Source organism: Streptomyces iakyrus (genome assembly GCF_000717055.1).
GTDB classification, from domain to species: Bacteria; Actinomycetota; Actinomycetes; order Streptomycetales; family Streptomycetaceae; genus Streptomyces; species Streptomyces iakyrus.
Genome location: NZ_JNXI01000019.1, coordinates 198,151 through 215,188 on the forward strand (window position 1 = coordinate 198,151; position 17,038 = coordinate 215,188).

At 71.3% G+C, this 17,038-nt stretch carries 15 protein-coding genes; 11 read left to right on the forward strand and 4 right to left on the reverse strand.

The window, feature by feature from the left end; genetic code table 11:
- Nucleotides 1-71: 71 nt before the first annotated feature.
- A complete protein-coding gene (locus OO68_RS29015) occupies nucleotides 72-620 on the forward strand; it encodes a 5-formyltetrahydrofolate cyclo-ligase (protein ID WP_033312129.1) in 549 nt (182 codons plus the stop codon).
- A 50-nt stretch (nucleotides 621-670) separates the two neighbouring features.
- On the opposite strand, the gene OO68_RS29020 is transcribed toward OO68_RS29015, so the two are convergent.
- Nucleotides 671-3,505, reverse strand: coding sequence for a penicillin acylase family protein (locus OO68_RS29020; protein WP_033312130.1), 2,835 nt, complete (start codon nucleotides 3,503-3,505; stop codon nucleotides 671-673).
- A 238-nt stretch (nucleotides 3,506-3,743) separates the two neighbouring features.
- Between OO68_RS29020 and OO68_RS29025 the strand changes: the two genes are divergently transcribed.
- The 6 genes from OO68_RS29025 to mscL all read left to right on the forward strand — a co-directional run bounded on the left by OO68_RS29025 (nucleotide 3,744) and on the right by mscL (nucleotide 9,611).
- Nucleotides 3,744-5,273, forward strand: a complete 1,530-nt coding sequence (locus OO68_RS29025; protein WP_033312131.1) for a potassium/proton antiporter — start codon at nucleotides 3,744-3,746, stop codon at nucleotides 5,271-5,273.
- A gap of 265 nt (nucleotides 5,274-5,538) precedes the next feature.
- A complete protein-coding gene (locus OO68_RS29030; protein WP_033312132.1) occupies nucleotides 5,539-6,831 on the forward strand; it encodes an MFS transporter in 1,293 nt (430 codons plus the stop codon).
- Between the two features lie 67 nt (nucleotides 6,832-6,898).
- A complete protein-coding gene (locus OO68_RS44460; protein WP_078625507.1) occupies nucleotides 6,899-7,216 on the forward strand; it encodes an FmdB family zinc ribbon protein in 318 nt (105 codons plus the stop codon).
- Nucleotides 7,217-7,294: 78 nt separating this feature from the next.
- Nucleotides 7,295-8,155: an S-methyl-5'-thioadenosine phosphorylase gene (locus tag OO68_RS29035; protein ID WP_051814845.1), complete on the forward strand. Its 861-nt coding sequence runs from the start codon at nucleotides 7,295-7,297 to the stop codon at nucleotides 8,153-8,155.
- Between the two features lie 346 nt (nucleotides 8,156-8,501).
- Nucleotides 8,502-9,017, forward strand: coding sequence for a hypothetical protein (locus OO68_RS29040; RefSeq protein ID WP_078625508.1), 516 nt, complete (start codon nucleotides 8,502-8,504; stop codon nucleotides 9,015-9,017).
- A 135-nt stretch (nucleotides 9,018-9,152) separates the two neighbouring features.
- Complete coding sequence (gene mscL, locus OO68_RS29045; RefSeq protein WP_209442627.1) at nucleotides 9,153-9,611, forward strand: large conductance mechanosensitive channel protein MscL; 459 nt, start codon at nucleotides 9,153-9,155, stop codon at nucleotides 9,609-9,611.
- Between the two features lie 10 nt (nucleotides 9,612-9,621).
- Here the strand turns inward: mscL and OO68_RS29050 are convergent, their stop codons facing one another.
- Nucleotides 9,622-9,801, reverse strand: coding sequence for a hypothetical protein (locus OO68_RS29050; RefSeq protein ID WP_030845027.1), 180 nt, complete (start codon nucleotides 9,799-9,801; stop codon nucleotides 9,622-9,624).
- A 56-nt stretch (nucleotides 9,802-9,857) separates the two neighbouring features.
- On the opposite strand from OO68_RS29050, the gene OO68_RS29055 reads away from it, so the two are divergent.
- From OO68_RS29055 to OO68_RS29070, 4 genes are all read left to right on the forward strand, one after another.
- Nucleotides 9,858-11,090 carry a low temperature requirement protein A gene (locus OO68_RS29055; protein WP_033312134.1) on the forward strand — a complete coding sequence of 411 codons (1,233 nt, stop codon included), beginning with the start codon at nucleotides 9,858-9,860 and terminating at the stop codon, nucleotides 11,088-11,090.
- A 164-nt stretch (nucleotides 11,091-11,254) separates the two neighbouring features.
- The gene (locus OO68_RS29060) at nucleotides 11,255-12,283 is read left to right on the forward strand and encodes a P1 family peptidase (RefSeq protein WP_033312135.1); all 1,029 of its coding nucleotides are present in this window, start codon (nucleotides 11,255-11,257) and stop codon (nucleotides 12,281-12,283) included.
- Nucleotides 12,284-12,448: 165 nt separating this feature from the next.
- Complete coding sequence (locus OO68_RS29065) at nucleotides 12,449-13,666, forward strand: L,D-transpeptidase (RefSeq protein ID WP_209442628.1); 1,218 nt, start codon at nucleotides 12,449-12,451, stop codon at nucleotides 13,664-13,666.
- A gap of 179 nt (nucleotides 13,667-13,845) precedes the next feature.
- The gene (locus OO68_RS29070) at nucleotides 13,846-14,592 is read left to right on the forward strand and encodes a DUF6227 family protein (RefSeq protein WP_033312137.1); all 747 of its coding nucleotides are present in this window, start codon (nucleotides 13,846-13,848) and stop codon (nucleotides 14,590-14,592) included.
- A gap of 31 nt (nucleotides 14,593-14,623) precedes the next feature.
- Here the strand turns inward: OO68_RS29070 and OO68_RS46345 are convergent, their stop codons facing one another.
- Both OO68_RS46345 and OO68_RS29075 read right to left on the reverse strand, forming a co-directional pair.
- Nucleotides 14,624-14,782 carry a hypothetical protein gene (locus tag OO68_RS46345; RefSeq protein WP_157852758.1) on the reverse strand — a complete coding sequence of 53 codons (159 nt, stop codon included), beginning with the start codon at nucleotides 14,780-14,782 and terminating at the stop codon, nucleotides 14,624-14,626.
- A 117-nt stretch (nucleotides 14,783-14,899) separates the two neighbouring features.
- On the reverse strand, nucleotides 14,900-16,972 hold the full coding sequence (locus tag OO68_RS29075) for a PTS fructose transporter subunit IIABC (protein WP_033312138.1): 2,073 nt from the start codon (nucleotides 16,970-16,972) through the stop codon (nucleotides 14,900-14,902).
- Nucleotides 16,973-17,038 lie beyond the last annotated feature (66 nt).

Below are 17,038 nucleotides of genomic sequence, written 5' to 3' on the forward strand. Positions count from 1 at the left end.
GGCCTATCGCACGTCCGGGCGAGCCTGACAAGCGGAGTTTGCGGCGCGAGATCCTCGCGGTGAGGAGCAGGTTGACGGCGGATGACCTGCGGGAAACGTCGGCCGCGCTGGCCGGGCGGGCGCTGGAGCTGCCCGAGTTGGCGCGGGCCGGGACGGTGGCGGCGTACGTCTCGGTGGGGAGCGAACCCGGGACGCTCACCCTCCTGGACGCGCTGCGCGCCCGGGGCGTGCGCGTGCTGCTGCCGGTCCTGCTGCCCGACAACGACCTGGACTGGGGCCCGTACGAGGGCGAGGGCTCCCTGGCGCGCGTGCAACACGGCAGCAGAATGGCCCTCTTCGAACCCGCGGGCGAGCGCCTCGGACCCGACGCCGTGACCACCGCCGACGCCGTGCTGCTGCCCGGCCTGGCGGTGGACGCGCGCGGGATGCGGCTCGGCCGGGGCGGCGGCTCCTACGACCGGGTGCTGGCGCGGCTGGAGCGGGCGGCGGCGCATCCCGCCCTGGTGGTGCTGCTGTACGACTCCGAGGTCGTCGGGCTCGTCCCCGCCGAGCCGCACGACCGGCCGGTGGACGCGGTGGTGACGCCGGCGGGCGTGCGACGGTTCCGGCCGGCGCCCTGACGCCGAAGGGCCCCCCACGCGTGCGCGTGGAGGGCCCTTCGTTCACCGGCTCATGGTCTGAGCACCAGCTTGTCGGCCGTGCTCTTCTCGACCGCCTGATCGGAGAAGGACCACGGCAGCAGTTCGCCGTCGGCCCACTTGTCGGTCTGGTCGACGTAGTGCGCGCTGTAGGCGTGCCCGGAGGCGCCGGTGAGGTTGATCCACTTCGACTTGTCGAGGTCGCCGAGGTTCACCACCATCCGCATGGACGGCACCCACACCACCCCGTAGCCGCCGGCCGCGTTCCAGCCGGACGCGTTGACGGTGGCCTCGCCGCCGCCGAGCTCCCATGGGCCGCGGTTGAGGGCGTACTGGAGGAAACCGGGGCCCGCGGTGCCGAGGGTCTGGTTCTTCAGGAACAGGCGGTGCAGCCGGCCCCAGCTCCAGGAGTCGATGTCCTTGCCCAGCTTGGCGGTCAGCTCCCAGCGAGCGTCGATCATGGCCCGCTTGAACAACTCGTCGCGGTTGTGGGCGGCGGGGCGGGTGCGCACCTCGGGGGTCGTCCACCAGTCGCTGTCCGGCTGGTTCATGAGCCGCCGGACCACCTCGAACCAGCGGTCGCCGCCGTCCGGCTGCGCCCGGTCGCGGTCGCGCTGGCCGCACTCGCGGACCTTCCCGGCCTCGTCGGCGGGACCGGTGGTGTTGACCGGCTCGACCCACAGGCACTGGCCCTTGGGACGCAGCTCCTTGGGCAGCTTGTTGCCGAAGGCGAGCTTGAGGATGTTGCGCCACACCGCGTTGAAGTAGGCCGCCGCCGCGGAGTCGGCGTCCTGGGTGTAGTCCCAGCCCTCCAGGAGCTTCTGCGCCTCGCGGACGTCCTTGTTCCCGGGGTCGATCTTCAGCAGCGTGGGCACCAGCAGCCGGGCGACCTCGCTGCTGTTGTCCAGCTGCATCTGGCGCATGTCGTCCGTGGAGATCTTGCCGCCGTCCTTGATCTTCGACTGGATCAGGTCGGTGATCCGCTGGCTGCGCGCGCCGTAGCCCCAGTCCGCGGTGAGCGTGTACGGGTACTTGTCCGGGTCGATCACGGCCTGGTTGGCGGTGACGATGTAGCCGCGCTCCGGGTCGTACTCGTAGGGCAGCGCGTCCTGCGGGATGTAGCCGGTCCAGCGGTACTTCGGGTCCCAGCCGGGCGCCGGGATGGAGCCGTCGTCGCCCTTCTCGCGCAGCGGGATCTTCCCCGGCAGCGTGTAGCCGATGTGGTTCTCGGTGTCGGCGTAGATCAGGTTCTGCGAGGGCACCTCGAACTGCGCGGCGGCCTTGCGGAAGTCGGTCCAGTTCTTCGCCTTGTTCATGGCGAAGACGGCGTCCATGGTGGTGCCGGGCTGCAGGGCGGTCCAGCGCAGCGCGACGCCGTAGCCGTCGCCTCTGTCGGGTGCGGCGGTGTCGACGGTGGCCTTCCTGCCGACCTTCACGAGCTCCTCGTCGCGGTCGGACAGCAGGGGCCCGTTGTTGGTCTCGCGGACGACGATCTTCTTGGACGCGCCCCCGGCGACCTTGATGGTCTCCTCGCGCGTCGTGAAGGGCTTGACCTTGCCGTCGTACAGGTAGCCGTTGCCGGTGATCTTCTCCAGGTAGAGGTCGGTGACGTCCACGCCGGAGTTGGTCATGCCCCAGGAGATGTTCTGGTTGTGGCCGATTATCACGCCCGGCATGCCGGCGAAGGTGTAGCCGCTGACGTCGTACTGGCACGCGCTGGAGACGCTGCGGCAGTGCAGGCCCATCTGGTACCAGACGGACGGCAGGGAGGGCGACAGGTGCGGGTCGTTGGCCAGCAGCGGCTTGCCGGTGATGGTGTACCTCCCGCCGACGACCCAGGAGTTGGAGCCGATGCCGTCGCCGTTGACGCCGACGGCCGGCGGGAGGTCGTCCAGGACGTCGGTGAGGCCGCCGAGCTGGCTGTCCAGGCCCGCGGTGCCCGAGGCGCCGGAGGCGGTGCCGCCCGCGCCGGACGCGCCCGGGGCGGTGCCCTGGGTGCCCGCGGTTCCGGTTCCGGTTCCGGCGGAGGCTCCCGCCGTGCCGTTCGCGCCGGACGTGCCGTTCGTACCGGACGTGCCGCCCTGCTCGAACGCCCCCGTCAGCTCGTCGTACTGACCCTCCTGGACGATCGCCTTGTTGCGGCTGTACGGGTACTGCGGGTACAGGTCGGCGATCTGCTTCGGGCCGAGGCGGCTGGTGAGCAGGGCGCGGTCGATCTCGTCCTGCATGTTGCCGCGCAGGTCCCAGGCCATCGCCTTCAGCCAGGAGATCGAGTCGACCGGGGTCCACTTCTGCGGCTTGTAGTCGTTGGTGAAGCCCAGCGCCGCGTACTCCAGGGAGATGTCCTCGCCGTCCTTGCCCTGGAGGTAGGAGTTGACTCCCTCGGCATAGGCCTGGAGGTACTTCTTCGTGGTGGCCGACAGCTTGGTGTCGTACTCCTGCTTGGCGACCCGGTCCCAGCCGAGGGTGCGCAGGAACTCGTCGTTGTCGACCTGGCTCTTGCCGAACATCTCCGACAGCCGCCCGGCGGCCATGTGGCGGCGGACGTCCATCTCGTAGAACCGGTCCTGCGCCTGGACGTAGCCCTGCGCCATGAACAGGTCCGCGTCGGAGGAGGCGTAGATCTGCGGGATGCCGTAATTGTCGCGCTTGACCTCGACGGGGCCCGACAGGCCCTTCAGTGTGAGGGTGCCCTTGGTCTGCGGGAAGGAGGCCCGGACGGTACTGATGGACCAGTACGACCCGTAGGCCACGCCCCCGATGAGGGCCAGCACCAGGACGAGCACGATAAGTCGGGCTTTGCGCCCCTTTCTCCTGCCGGACTTGCCGGGCTGCTGACCCGTGGAGGCGGTGGTGTTGGGGGGCATCGCTGTCCTTGCTGTCCTAACGCGAGCGGCAGGTTCGGCTGTGCTTTTAACTGAGCGCTGGAGCAACGATAGGCGCAGGGCCTTGCGCCCCTTGACGCGGAGTCGGGAACCGGCACGGACGGACGTTCGATCTTGCCTCAAGAAGTGTCAAGAAATCGTCAAGAGTTAGGTAAGGTAACGAAGTAGTTGGCGCGGTGCGCCACAGCTTCATGTGCGATGTACGTGAGCCCACGCGCGCGTGCGTGCGGGCCAGGGAAGGAATCGGCCGCTGACTGTTCACCACCTCAACCAGCTCCTGCTCGTCTGCTCGCTCGTCCTGCTCGTCGCCGTCGCAGCGGTACGGATCTCCTCGCGCAGCGGGCTCCCCAGCCTGCTCGTGTACCTGGGGATAGGCGTCGCCATGGGCCAGGACGGCGTGGGCGACATCCACTTCGACAACGCCGAACTGACTCAGGTCATCGGGTACGCGGCCCTGGTCGTGATCCTGGCCGAAGGTGGTCTGGGCACGAAGTGGAAGGAGATCAAGCCGGCCCTGCCGGCCGCCACGGCACTGGCGCTGGCCGGTGTCGCGGTGAGCGTCGGGGTCACGGCGTCGGCCGCGCACTACCTGATCGGCCTGGAGTGGCGGCAGGCCCTCATCATCGGGGCGGTCGTCTCCTCGACCGACGCTGCGGCCGTCTTCTCCGTGCTGCGCAAGATCCCCCTGCCCGCGCGCGTGACGGGCACGCTGGAGGCGGAGTCCGGCTTCAACGACGCGCCGGTGGTCATCCTCGTGGTGTCCCTGTCCACCGCAGGGCCCGTCGAGCACTGGTACACGCTGCTGGGCGTGATCCTGCTGGAGCTGGCGATCGGCGCGGCCATCGGACTCGCGGTGGGCTGGCTGGGCGCCTGGGGGCTCAGGCACGTGGCGCTGCCCGCCTCCGGCCTCTACCCGATCGCCGTCATGGCGATCGCCGTGGTGGCCTACGCGGCCGGGGCGCTCGCGCACGGGAGCGGCTTCCTCGCGGTGTACCTCGCCGCGATGGTGATGGGCAACGCGCGGCTGCCGCACTGGCCGGCCACCCGCGGGTTCGCCGACGGGCTCGGCTGGATGGCCCAGATCGGCATGTTCGTCCTGCTCGGCCTCCTGGTCACCCCGCACGAGCTGGGCGACGACATCGTGCCCGCACTGGTCATCGGGCTGGTGCTGACCATGGTGGCGCGACCGCTGAGCGTGGTGCTCTGCCTGTCGCCGTTCCGGGTGCCGTGGCAGGAGCAGGCCCTGATGTCCTGGGCGGGGCTGCGCGGGGCCGTGCCCATCATCCTGGCGACCATCCCCATGGTCCAGGGCGTCGACGCCAGCCGGCGGATCTTCAACATCGTCTTCGTGCTGGTCGTCGTCTACACCCTGATCCAGGGCCCGACGCTGCCCTGGCTGGGCCGCAAGCTGCACCTGGGGGACGGCTCGGAGGCCGCCGACCTCGGCATCGAGTCCGCCCCGCTGGAGCGGCTGCGCGGCCATCTGCTGTCCGTGGCGATCCCCGGCGAATCGAAGATGCACGGTGTGGAGGTGGCCGAGCTGCGGCTGCCGCACGGTGCGGCCGTGACGCTCATCGTGCGCGGGGGCGAATCGTTCGTCCCGCTGCCGACGACGATCTTGCAGCGCGGAGACGAGCTCCTCGTGGTCGCCACCGACCCCGTCCGGGACGCGACCGAGAGCCGGCTGCGGGCCGTGGGGCACGGCGGCAAGCTGGCCGGCTGGCTGGGCACGGACGGGGCGGCCCGTTGAGGGCGTTTTGCGCGGTTTGGGATTTGTAGGGTGCGCAGGGTCATGGTGCTCACTTTCACAGGAGCGCAGCCCTTGATCCCTGTACGATGAAGGCGTTACCCAGATCGAACCAACTCTGCCTGACGCAGAGCTGGCGCGACCGTATGGCGGTCGGGACACCCCTCCTCACCGGGCCCCGGCATCTACCGCAGTTCCGCGCAAGAGGACAGCTCTCGGCGCCGCCCGCTACGGGGCCGCGCTACCAGGCGGCAGAAAGGCACGGGCCGTGGCGTCCACGGTCACCTCGAAGGCGTCGGAGAACCCGACGGCTTCCGCCCGACCGGGATACGGCCGGCTGCTGCGCACCCGCGGCACCTGGACGTTCCTGCTCCCCGGCTTCGCGGCACGCCAGCCGTTCGCGATGCTGACCATCTCCATCGTGCTGCTGGTGCAGCACACCACCGGTTCCTACGGAGCGGCGGGCGCCGCCGCGGCCGTCACCGGCGTCTCCATGGCCCTGTTCGCGCCCTACAGCGGCCGTCTCGCCGATCGCTACGGGCAGCGCGCCGTGCTGGTCCCCGGAGTGCTGCTGCACGCGGTGTCCGGTCTGACGCTGACCGCGCTCGCGCTGCTGGACGCGCCCCTGTGGGCGGTGTTCGCGGCGGCCGTCCCGACCGGCGCCTCGGTGCCGCAGGTCGGCCCGATGGTGCGGGCCCGCTGGGGCGTGAAGCTCAAGGACTCGCCGCTGATGACCACCGCCGCGGCCTTCGAGTCCGTCACGGACGAACTGACCTTCGTGGTCGGACCGCTGCTGGCCACCGCCCTGTGCACGGCCGTCGACCCGGCCGCCGGGCTCGTCACGGAAGCCTCGCTGACCCTGATCGGCGGCCTGCTGTTCGCCGCGCAGAAGAGCACGCAGCCCTCGGTCGCCACCGGCGGGCACGCGCGCGTGGAGCACGCTTCGGCGCTGCGCGTCCCCGGGGTGCGCGTGCTGATCGTGACCTTCCTGGGCATCGGCACGGTCTTCGGCGGCATGCAGGTCTCCCTGGCCGCGTTCACCGAGTCGATCGGCGAACCGGGCCTGAACGGCGTCCTCTACGGCGTCTTCGCCGCGGGCAACATGCTCTCCGGCGTGGTCTGCGGCGCGATCGCCTGGAAGGCCGCCCCGCAGCGGCGCCTGGTCACCGGCTACGCGGCGCTGGCCCTGGCCGCGTCCGGCCTGTGGGCCGCCCACTCCGTGCCGGTCCTCGCCGGCCTCGGTCTGCTGGTCGGCATGTGCATCGCGCCCGCCCTGATCACCGGCTACACCCTGGTCGACAGCCTGGTCCCGGCCGGTGCCCGCACCGAGGCCTTCACCTGGCTGACCGGGGCGGTCGCGCTGGGCCAGGCAGCCGCCGTCACGGTCGCCGGACAGCTGGAGGACCGCTTCTGGTCGGGAGCCGGTTTCCTGGTGCCGATGGGCGGCACGGTGCTGGCCCTGGCGACCCTCCTGGCGCTGCGCTCCCGGCTGGCGGCGCGGGCGGGCGGGCGGACCGTAGCACGTGGCGTGGGTCACCGCGTGCCGGTGGCAGTGGACTGAGCGGCCGGAATACGTCACTATGGATCGTCGTTAGCACTCATCGAGTGAGAGTGCCAGGAGGAAGACAGTGCCGACCTACCAGTACCAGTGCACCGCGTGCGGCGAGGGCCTCGAGGCGGTGCAGAAGTTCACTGACGACGCCCTCACCGAGTGCCCCAGCTGCCAGGGCCGCCTGAAGAAGGTGTTCTCGGCGGTCGGCATTGTCTTCAAGGGCTCCGGCTTCTACCGGAACGACAGCCGCGGCTCCTCGTCGAGCAGCTCGCCGGCTGCGAAGTCGTCGAGCTCCTCGGGCTCGTCGTCCTCCGACTCCGGCTCGTCGAGCTCCGCTTCGAGCTCGTCGTCGAGCACCGGCAGCACCTCCTCCAGCAGCACCACCGCCGCGTAAGGCCTGATTCTTACGGGACCCTGTCGCCCTCCGGGCGACGGGGTCCTCGGCGTTTCCGCATGCGGTTAAGGTGCGGGCATGGCGAACAAGGCGAACGTGGCGGACCAGGAAGGCGCCGGGATCGGCGTCATCGGCGGCTCGGGGTTCTACTCCTTCCTCGACGACGTGACCGAGATCCAGGTCGACACCCCGTACGGGCCGCCCAGCGACTCCCTCTTCCTCGGTGACGTCGCCGGCCGGCGGGTCGCCTTCCTGCCGCGGCACGGGCGCGGTCACCACCTGCCGCCGCACCGGATCAACTACCGGGCCAACCTGTGGGCGCTGCGCTCGGTCGGCGTGCGCCAGGTCCTGGCCCCGTGCGCCGTGGGCGGCCTGCGCCCCGAGTACGGTCCGGGCACCCTGCTGGTGCCGGACCAGCTGGTGGACCGCACGAAGTCCCGCGCCAACAGCTACTTCGACGGGCTGCCGCTGCCCGACGGCTCCGTGCCGAACGTGGTGCACGTGTCGCTGGCCGACCCCTACTGCCCCGCGGGGCGGGCCGTCGCACTGAAGGCGGCGCGCGGCCGGGACTGGGAGCCGGTGGACGGCGGCACGCTGGTCGTGGTCGAGGGGCCGCGCTTCTCGACGCGTGCGGAATCGTTGTGGCACCAGGCGCAGGGCTGGTCGGTGGTCGGCATGACCGGCCACCCCGAGGCGGCGCTCGCCCGGGAGCTGGAGCTCTGCTACACGTCCCTGACCCTCGTCACCGACCTCGACGCGGGCGCCGAGACGGGCGAGGGCGTCTCGCACGACGAGGTGCTGCGGGTGTTCGCGGCGAATGTGGACCGGCTGCGGGGGGTGCTGTTCGACGCGGTGGCCGGGCTGCCCGCGGAGGGTGAGCGGGACTGTTTGTGTGTGCGTGCGCTGGGTGGGATGGATCCGGGGTTCGCACTGCCGTAGGGGGTCGGCTGTAGGCAGGGGGTCGGGTCCTAGGCGGGGGGTCGGGTCCTAGCCAGGGGGTCGGCTGTAGGCAGGGGGGCGGGTCCTAGGCGGGGGGTCGGCTGTAGGCGCGGGGTCGGCTGTAGGCGCTTGAGGGTGGCGGAAGTCGCCATTCGGGTTAGGGAGTTGTCCACAGGCCGGCGGTGGGTCCACAGGCCTGAGCGGGCCGTGGCGAGAGGCCTCATCGTGGGGAGCGCAAGCCGGTCCCTCGTCGTCACAGGTGGTGGTCCCCGTGTCCCTCGCTCGTCCCTCGGTCGTTCCCTCGTCTCCCTCCTGGTCGCTCGCCGCGTGCCCGCCCGGGGCGGAGGTGCCCGCGACCCGTGAGGTGCCGCGGTTCGATCCGGTACGGGTGCGCGGCGGGCACCGGTCCGGCCGGCTCGTCCGGCACCGGCGGCGGGCCGTGGCCGTGGGGCTCGCCGTCACCGCCACGGCCCTCGTGGCGGCGGGCCCGCGCGGGAGCGACGGGGCCCGTGGCCATCCCCGGGCCCGGCCTCCCGCGCAGACGGCCCCGGTGTCCGGAGAGCATCCCGCGCACACGCGCCGTACCGCCGGGTCGGTGACGGCCCCGGTGCGGATCGCCGACGCGGCCACGGTACGGCTGCTGCGGCCGGGCGACCGGGTCGACGTCATCGCCGCCGAGGGGGCGGTGCCGGGCGGCGAGGCCCGGGTGGTCGCGCGCGGCGCCAGGGTGACGAAGGTGCCGGAGCCGCTGGAGGGCGCGGGCGACACCGGTGCGCTGGTCGTGCTGTCGCTGCCGCGGGCCACCGCCGCCCGGCTGGCCGGCGCGAGCGCCAGCGGGCGGCTGGCAGTGACGCTGTGGTGATCGCGTGCATGATCTCGTCAAGGTCCTCGTTCGAGGGACCTGGTTGCCCGGTTCGGCCCACCGGTGACGTAGGTTGCGGAGCGTTTTGTTCCACACGCTGCTCTACAAGCTGCTCGTATGAGGAGAGGCCCCCAGGTGAGCGAGAAGAAGGAGCCGAGTGTCTGGGAGGGCTTCAGGGCCTTCCTGATGCGCGGGAACGTCGTCGATCTGGCGGTGGCGGTGGTGATCGGTGCCGCCTTCACCAACATCGTCAACGCCGTGGTGAAGGGGATCATCAACCCGGTCGTCGGCGCCATCGGGACGAAGAACCTCGACCACTACAGCTCGTGCCTGAGCTCGACCTGCGAGGGCGAGCAGGGCATCCAGATCCTGTGGGGTTCCGTCCTCGGTGCCGCCCTGAGTTTCGTGATCACCGCGGCGGTCGTCTACTTCCTGATGGTCCTGCCCATGGCGAAGTACCTCGCCCGGCAGGAAGCACGCCGGAAGGCGAAGGAGGGCACCCAGGAGATTCTCGAGGTGACCGAGCTGGAGGTCCTGAAGGAGATCCGGGACGCCCTGGTCGCGCAGCGCGGCTCGGGGCACGACCGGGAGTAGCGCGACGGCTTCAGAGGTGGTGGGGCGGCTTCTCGTCGAGGAAGCGCTTGAGGTCCGCCGCACTGCCGCCGGAGTCGGTGCGCTCGCCCCAGCCGCGGTCGGTGTCGTCGGATGACTGCTGGTCGAGCGGGTCGTCGAAGACCAGCGCGGGCTTCGGCTCGCGCGGCTCGGGGCCGGGGACGGTACTCATGCAACCAGGGTACGGTCGCGGAGAAATTCCCCGTGCCTTCTGCTCTGCTGGGACGCATGACGTCCAGCCCCACTCCCCCGCCCGGCGCCTCGCGCCCGCCCGGCACCCAGGGGGCGCTGCGCAGGCTCCGGGCCCGTGGCCGCGACGAGGCGCACCGGACGGCCTCGCCGCTGGAGCTCTTCTTCGACCTGTGCTTCGTCGTGGCGGTCGCCCAGGCGGGCATCGAGCTGGTGCACTCCGTCGCCGAGGGGCACGCGGGCCAGGGCATCCTCGACTACGCGATGGTGTTCTTCGCCCTGTGGTGGGCGTGGATGAACTTCACCTGGTTCGCCTCGGCGTACGACAACGACGACGTCCTCTACCGGGTGGTCACGCTGGTGCAGATCGCCGGTGTGCTGGTCCTCGCGGCGGGCGTCTCGCGGGCGTTCGAGGACCACGAGTACCTCGTGGTCTGGCTCGGTTACGCGATCATGCGGGTGGCCATGGCGGCACAGTGGCTGCGGGCGGCCCGCGCCGCCCGGGGCCCGGAGCGCACGACGGCCCTGCGGTACGCCGGCGGCGTGCTGGCGTGCCAGGTCGGCTGGCTGGGGCTGCTCTTCCTGCCCGGGGGAGCCCGGCCCTGGTGGTTCCTGGTGATGGCGCTGCTGGAGATGTGCGTGCCGCCCTTCGCGGAGAGGGACCACTCCACGTCCTGGCACCCCCGCCACATCGCGGAGCGGTACGGACTGTTCACCATCATCGTGCTCGGCGAGACGATCGCGGCGGCCACGATCGCCGTGAAGTCCGGCATCGACGAGAACGACGCGCTGGGCGAGCTCCTCCCCATCGCGGCGGGCGGGCTGCTGGTCATCTTCGCCGCGTGGTGGATCTACTTCGTGGTGCCCATCCACGGCCATCTGCGGACCAACCGCCAGGCGTTCCTGTGGGGCTACGGCCACTACCTCGTGTTCGCCTCGGCGGCGGCGATCGGGGCCGGGCTGGAGGTGGCGGTGGAGCAGACGGTCGGCAAGGCCCACATCTCCACGCTGGCGGCGTCGGCCGCGGTGACACTGCCGACGGCCCTGTACCTGCTCACGGTGTGGGCCCTGCACTCGCGCCACTTCAAGCGGGGCATCACCCAGCAGCTGGTGCTGCCGACGACGGCCCTGCTGGTGATCTGCTGCACCTTCCTGGGTCACTGGGCGGTGTTCTCGGCGGGAGTGGTCTGTGCCCTGTCGGTGGTGGCCGGAGAGACCCTGGCCACGCGCCTGACCGCACGGGAGGGCGGGCCGGCGATGCGAACCGGGTGAGGCCCCCCCACGATCCGGTTCGCGGTCGGGTCCACGATCCAGCCCGCGGTCGGGCCCACGCGTAGGTCAGCCGGCTGACGCGGCAGCCCCAGGTCAACCGGCTGACGCGGCAGCCACCGGCCCGGTACGCCCGCCGGGGCCGGCCGCGGACGAGACTGTGCCCCATGACAGTTGACGCACTGACGGATGTCTCCGGCCTGCGTGTGGGACACGCGACGCGCACCGGCGACGGTTGGCTCACCGGCACCACGGTCGTGCTCGCCCCGGAGGGCGGGGCCGTGGCCGCCGTGGACGTGCGGGGCGGCGGGCCCGGCACCAAGGAGACGGACGCGCTGGATCCGCGCAACGTGGTACGGACGGTGGAGGCGGTCGTGCTGACCGGCGGCAGCGCGTACGGGCTCGACGCCGCGTCGGGGGTCATGGCCTGGCTGGAGGAGCGGGGTCGCGGGATCCGCGTCGGGCCGGAAGCGGGGGAGGTCGTGCCCGTGGTGCCCGCCGCCTGCGTCTTCGACCTGGGGCGGGGCGGTGACTTCCGGGCCCGGCCGGACGCGGCGACCGGCCGGGCCGCGGTGGAGGCCGCCGCGGCGGGCGAGGTCGGCGCGCCGGTGCCCCAGGGGTGCGTGGGGGCGGGCACGGGAGCGGTGGCCGGGGTGGTGAAGGGCGGCATCGGCAGCGCGAGCACGGTGCTCGGATCGGGGATCACGGTGGCCGCGCTGGTCGTGGCCAACGCGGCGGGATCGGCGGTGGATCCGGAAACGGGGGTGCTGTACGGGGAGTTGTTCCAGGGGCGGGTTGAGTACCCGGCGGAGGAGGTGCACGCTCGGGCACGGCGGCGGCTCGCCGAGGCTGCCGCGAGGAATACGCAGCCCCCGCTCAACACGACGCTCGCGGTGGTCGCCACGGACGCGGACCTGTCCAAGGCGCAGGCCCAGAAGCTGGCCGGCACGGCGCACGACGGCATCGCCCGTGCGGTGCGTCCGGTGCATCTCCTCAACGACGGGGACACGGTGTTCGCGCTGGCGACGGGTGGCCGGGCGCTGGACGCGGCGGACCCGCTCGCTCTGAACGAGATCCTCGCGGCGGGTGCGGACATGGTGACGCGCGCGATCGTCCGGGCCGTGCGGGCGGCGCACCCGGTGGATGGTCCGGGCGGGGCGTGGCCGTCGTACGGGGAGCTGTACGCGGGGGGCTGAACAGGCCTGCGGGCACAGCGGATCCACAGCCGAACCGGAATTTGTCGCGGTTCTGTCACGTGACGGCCTTCATGGGGAACGGACGGAACCCGACCGGCTCCCCGGCCCCTCTTCCCTCACGTACCGGAGCGGATCACGCGACATCACACGAACTGGGAGCAGCCCGTGACAACGCCGAACATTTCAGCGCGGCGCACTCTGGGGGCCTGTGCCGCCCTGATGGTCGGCGCCCTGACGCTCACCGCCTGCGGTGGCAGCGCCAACGCCAAGGACGACGAGAAGGGCGGCAAGGGCGACCCGAAGACGTCCGTCGCGAAGATCGCCATCTCGGCGAAGGACGGGTCGACCGGCGCGTCCATCAACGCCACCGGCGTCAAGGTCAGCGACGGGAAGCTGACCGACGTGAAGATGACGGTGGCGGGCAGTGGCCAGGCAGTTGCGGGTTCGGTCTCCGCCGACGGCAAGGTGTGGAAGCCGAAGGAGCAGCTGGAGCGCGGGACGAAGTACCAGATATCCGCGACCGCCAAGGACGCGGACGGGCGGACGGCCGCGGCCAACTCCATCTTCACGACGGTGACGTCGTCGAACAGCTTCATCGGCACGTACACGCCGGACAACGGCACGACGGTCGGCGTGGGCATGCCGGTGTCGTTCACCTTCGACAAGGCCATCACCGACCGGAAGGCCGTGCAGTCGCACATCACGGTCTCCTCCAGCAGCGGGCAGAAGGTCGTCGGGCACTGGTTCAACGGGCAGCGGCTCGACTTCCGGCCCGAGGAGTACTGGAAGGCCGGCTCCAAGGTCACGATGAAGATCGACCTGGACGGGGTCGAGGGCGCGAACGGCGTCTACGGCGTGCAGAAGAAGACGGTCACCTTCACGGTGGGCCGTTCGCAGGTCTCGACGGTCGACGCCAAGACCCAGACCATGACGGTCGTCCGGGACGGCAGGACCGTCAAGACGATCCCGATCTCGGCGGGCAGCCCGGAGCACACCACGTACAACGGGCAGATGGTGATCTCCGAGAAGTTCGTGCAGACCCGGATGAACAGCCGGACGGTCGGGCTGGGCGGGGAGTACGACATCCCGGACGTGCCGCACGCGATGCGTCTGACGACGTCGGGCACGTTCATCCACGGCAACTACTGGTACAACAAGGGCAACCCGCCGTTCGGCCGCCAGGGCACCAGCCACGGCTGCGTCGGTCTCGCCGACGTCCAGGGCGCGGGCGGCAGCACGCCGGCCAAGTGGTTCTACGACAACTCCCTCATCGGGGACGTGGTGATCGTGAAGAACTCCCCCGACACGACGGTGGCGCCGGACAACGGGCTCAACGGCTGGAACATGGCGTGGGGCCAGTGGGTCGCGGGCAGCGCCTCCTGACCACCTGAAAGACCACCCCAGCTGGGGTTTTTGACGGACCGACCGGGCCGCGCGGGAACTTTTCGCGCGGCCCGCGCGTTTTCCCGGACGTACGTTTTCTCGGTTCCCGGACATGATGTCCGACCGAGGGGCTACCGTATGCACCCACAAGGTGACATGCAGCAACGCCGGGAGAAACCTTGAGCGTTCCGTACGAGACGGCAGCGTACGAACCCCACGACTCGCCCGAGACTCCGGAGGAGCACCTCGCGCGACTCCTCGGCCGCGCCCTGAACTCCTTCGAGCTACCGGACGAGACGATAAGGCGCCTGGACTGCGCGCTGGTGCACGACGGTTCGCTGCACTCCGCGCACCACAGCGCGGGCCTGCACCGGGAGACGTACCGGCACACGTGGCTGCTCGCCGACGGTTCGGCGCTCACGCTCTGGGAGCTCGTCCACAACACCGCGCCGGGCAGCGAGCCGCATCACGAGGTGTACGCCGACGAGGAGGAGCTGCGCGCCGCCACCCTGCGGCTGCCGCTGCCGCCGGACACCCCGGACTTCGAACTGCCGGTGACGGTCCAGCTGTCACCGGTCCCCGCTCCCCGGCACGCGTACGCCGCGGAGAACTCCGCGGACCACGCTCGCCGTTTACTGCGCCGGGCGGAGAACGCGGACCGGCCGGGCGCGGACACGGCGGCCCTGCTGGCCACCGCGTCGGGGCACCAGATCACCCAGGCCTTCGGCCGCCCGTGCCGCGCGGGCCGGGCGGGCCTGGGCTTCTCGCTCTACGAGCACGCGTTCCTGCTGCGTGACGGCGAGGAGGTCTCCCTCTGGGAGGTCGAGCACACGGCGACGCCGGACGGGCGGCACATGTGCGAGGTGTACGCCAGTGAGGAAGCGGCGCGCGATGCGATGGAGCGGCGGGCTTCGCAACTCTCCTGAGGCGGACCGGCCTCAAGGCAGACGACTTCCGCTAGAGGCCTGTGTCGCCGAGTCGGCGCACCAGGTCGGCGAAGGCGGCTCTCTCCTCGGTGGTCAGCTCCACGGACTCCGACCGGGGGCCCGTCTGCCGCTGTTGCGGGAGGGCGGGGAGCGGGTGGCCTTCGGGCCATCGGGAGATGTGCTCGGGCATGCGCCCCAGTAGACACCACGGCCCGGGACTTCGGTCCCGGGCCGTGACTTTCGTGATCTATCTCGCAGGTGGCATGAACGGTTCACACGCCTCGAAAGGGGCGAACCTCCGGCCGTTTCACGCCGCGACGGGCTGCTTCGTCTCCGCCGTCCGGGCCGTGCCGCCCTCGCCGGAGGCCGGTGCGGCACCCTCGACCGGCTTGCGCAGGCCCTTGAGGACGATCACCAGGGCCGTCGTGACGCAGACGCCCGCGGCGATGGCGATCAGGTAGAGGAACGCGTTGCCGATCAGCGGTACCACGAAGATGCCGCCGTGCGGGGCGCGCAGCGTGGCGCCGAAGGCCATCGACAGGGCTCCGGTGACCGCGCCGCCGGCCATGGAGGCCGGGATGACGCGCAGCGGGTCGGCCGCGGCGAACGGGATCGCGCCCTCGGAGATGAAGGAGGCGCCGAGCACCCAGGCGGCCTTGCCGTTCTCACGCTCGGTCTGGGTGAAGAGCTTGCCGCGCACGGTCGTCGCCAGGGCCATGGCCAGGGGCGGGACCATGCCAGCCGCCATCACCGCGGCCATGATCTTCATCGCCGAGTCGCTGGGGCTGGCCACCGCGATACCGGCCGTGGCGAAGGTGTAGGCGACCTTGTTGACCGGGCCGCCGAGGTCGAAGCACATCATCAGGCCGAGGAGGGTGCCGAGCAGGATCGCGTTGCTGCCGGACAGGCCGTTGAGCCAGTCGGTCATGCCCTTCTGGGCCTCGGCGATGGGCTTGCCGATGACGACGAACATCAGGAACCCGACGATCGCCGAGGAGATCAGCGGGATCACCACCACGGGCATGATGCCGCGCAATGCCGCCGGGACGTTCACCTTCTGGATCGCCATCACCACGCCGCCGGCGATCAGACCGGCCGCCAGGCCGCCGAGGAAGCCGGCGTTGATGTTGAACGCGATCATGCCGCCGACGAAGCCGGGTACGATGCCGGGCCGGTCGGCCATGCCGTAGGCGATGTAGCCGGCCAGGACCGGGACGAGGAAGCCGAAAGCGACGCCGCCGATCTGGAAGAGCAGGGCCGCCCAGCTGTCGGCCTGGGTCCACAGGAAGTGGTCCATCACCGACGGAGCCTTGTTGATCTTGTAGCCGCCGATCGCGAACCCGAGGGCGATGAGCAGACCGCCCGCGGCGACGAACGGCACCATGTAACTGACGCCGGACATCAGCCACTTGCGCAGCTTGGTGCCGTAGCCCTCGCCGGAGTCGCCCGCGCGGTCCACCGGGGAGGCCGGGGCGGAACCGGAGGAGACCTCGCCGCGCGCGGCCTTCTCGCGGACCTCGGCGATGAGTTCGGCGGGGCGGTTGATGCCGGCCTTCACCCCGACGTCGACCGTGGCCTTTCCGGCGAACCGCTCCTTCTCCCGCACGGGCACGTCGTGGGCGAAGATCACGGCGTCGGCCGCCGCGATGACCTGCGGGTCGAGCCGGGTGAAACCGGCCGATCCCTGGGGCTCGACGGTGAGTTCCACGCCCGCCTCGCGGCCGGCGTTCTCCAGGGACTCGGCCGCCATGTAGGTGTGGGCGATGCCGGTAGGGCAGGAGGTGACGGCGACGATGCGGAACGGCCGCTCCTCAGCAGGGGCGGTGTCGTCGGTGACCGTGGCAGGGGCGGTGTCGTCGGTGACCGTGGCGGCGGCGGGAGAGGCCGCTCCCGCCGACGCCACGGTGTCTTCGGAACCCGCCGGTGCGGGTGCGTCCGGCTCGTCGCCGCGGATCAGGGCCGCCGCGGCCGGCGCATCGCCCACCGCGCGCAGGGCGTCGGTGAACTCGCTGTTCATCAGCTGCCGGGCCAGCGACGACAGGATCGTCAGATGGGCGTCGTCCGCACCGGCCGGCGCGGCGATCAGGAAGATCAGGTCGGCGGGGCCGTCGGGGGCGCCGAAGTCGATGCCGGAGGCGCTGCGGCCGAAGGCAAGCGTCGGCTCGGTGACGTGCGCACTGCGGCAGTGCGGGATGCCGATGCCGCCGTCGAGGCCGGTCGGCATCTGGGCCTCGCGGGCTGCCACGTCGGCGAGGAAGCCGTCCAGGTCGGTCACCCGGCCCAGGGCCACCATGCGCTCGGCGAGGGCTCGCGCCGCCGCTTCCTTGGTTTCGGCGGACAGGTCGAGATCGACCAGGTCCGCCGTGATCATGTCGCTCATCGCGGGCTCCTTAGCACGCGTATCGCCCGGTGGGAGGGGTGGGCGGGGAGGGGGACGGGGGTGCGG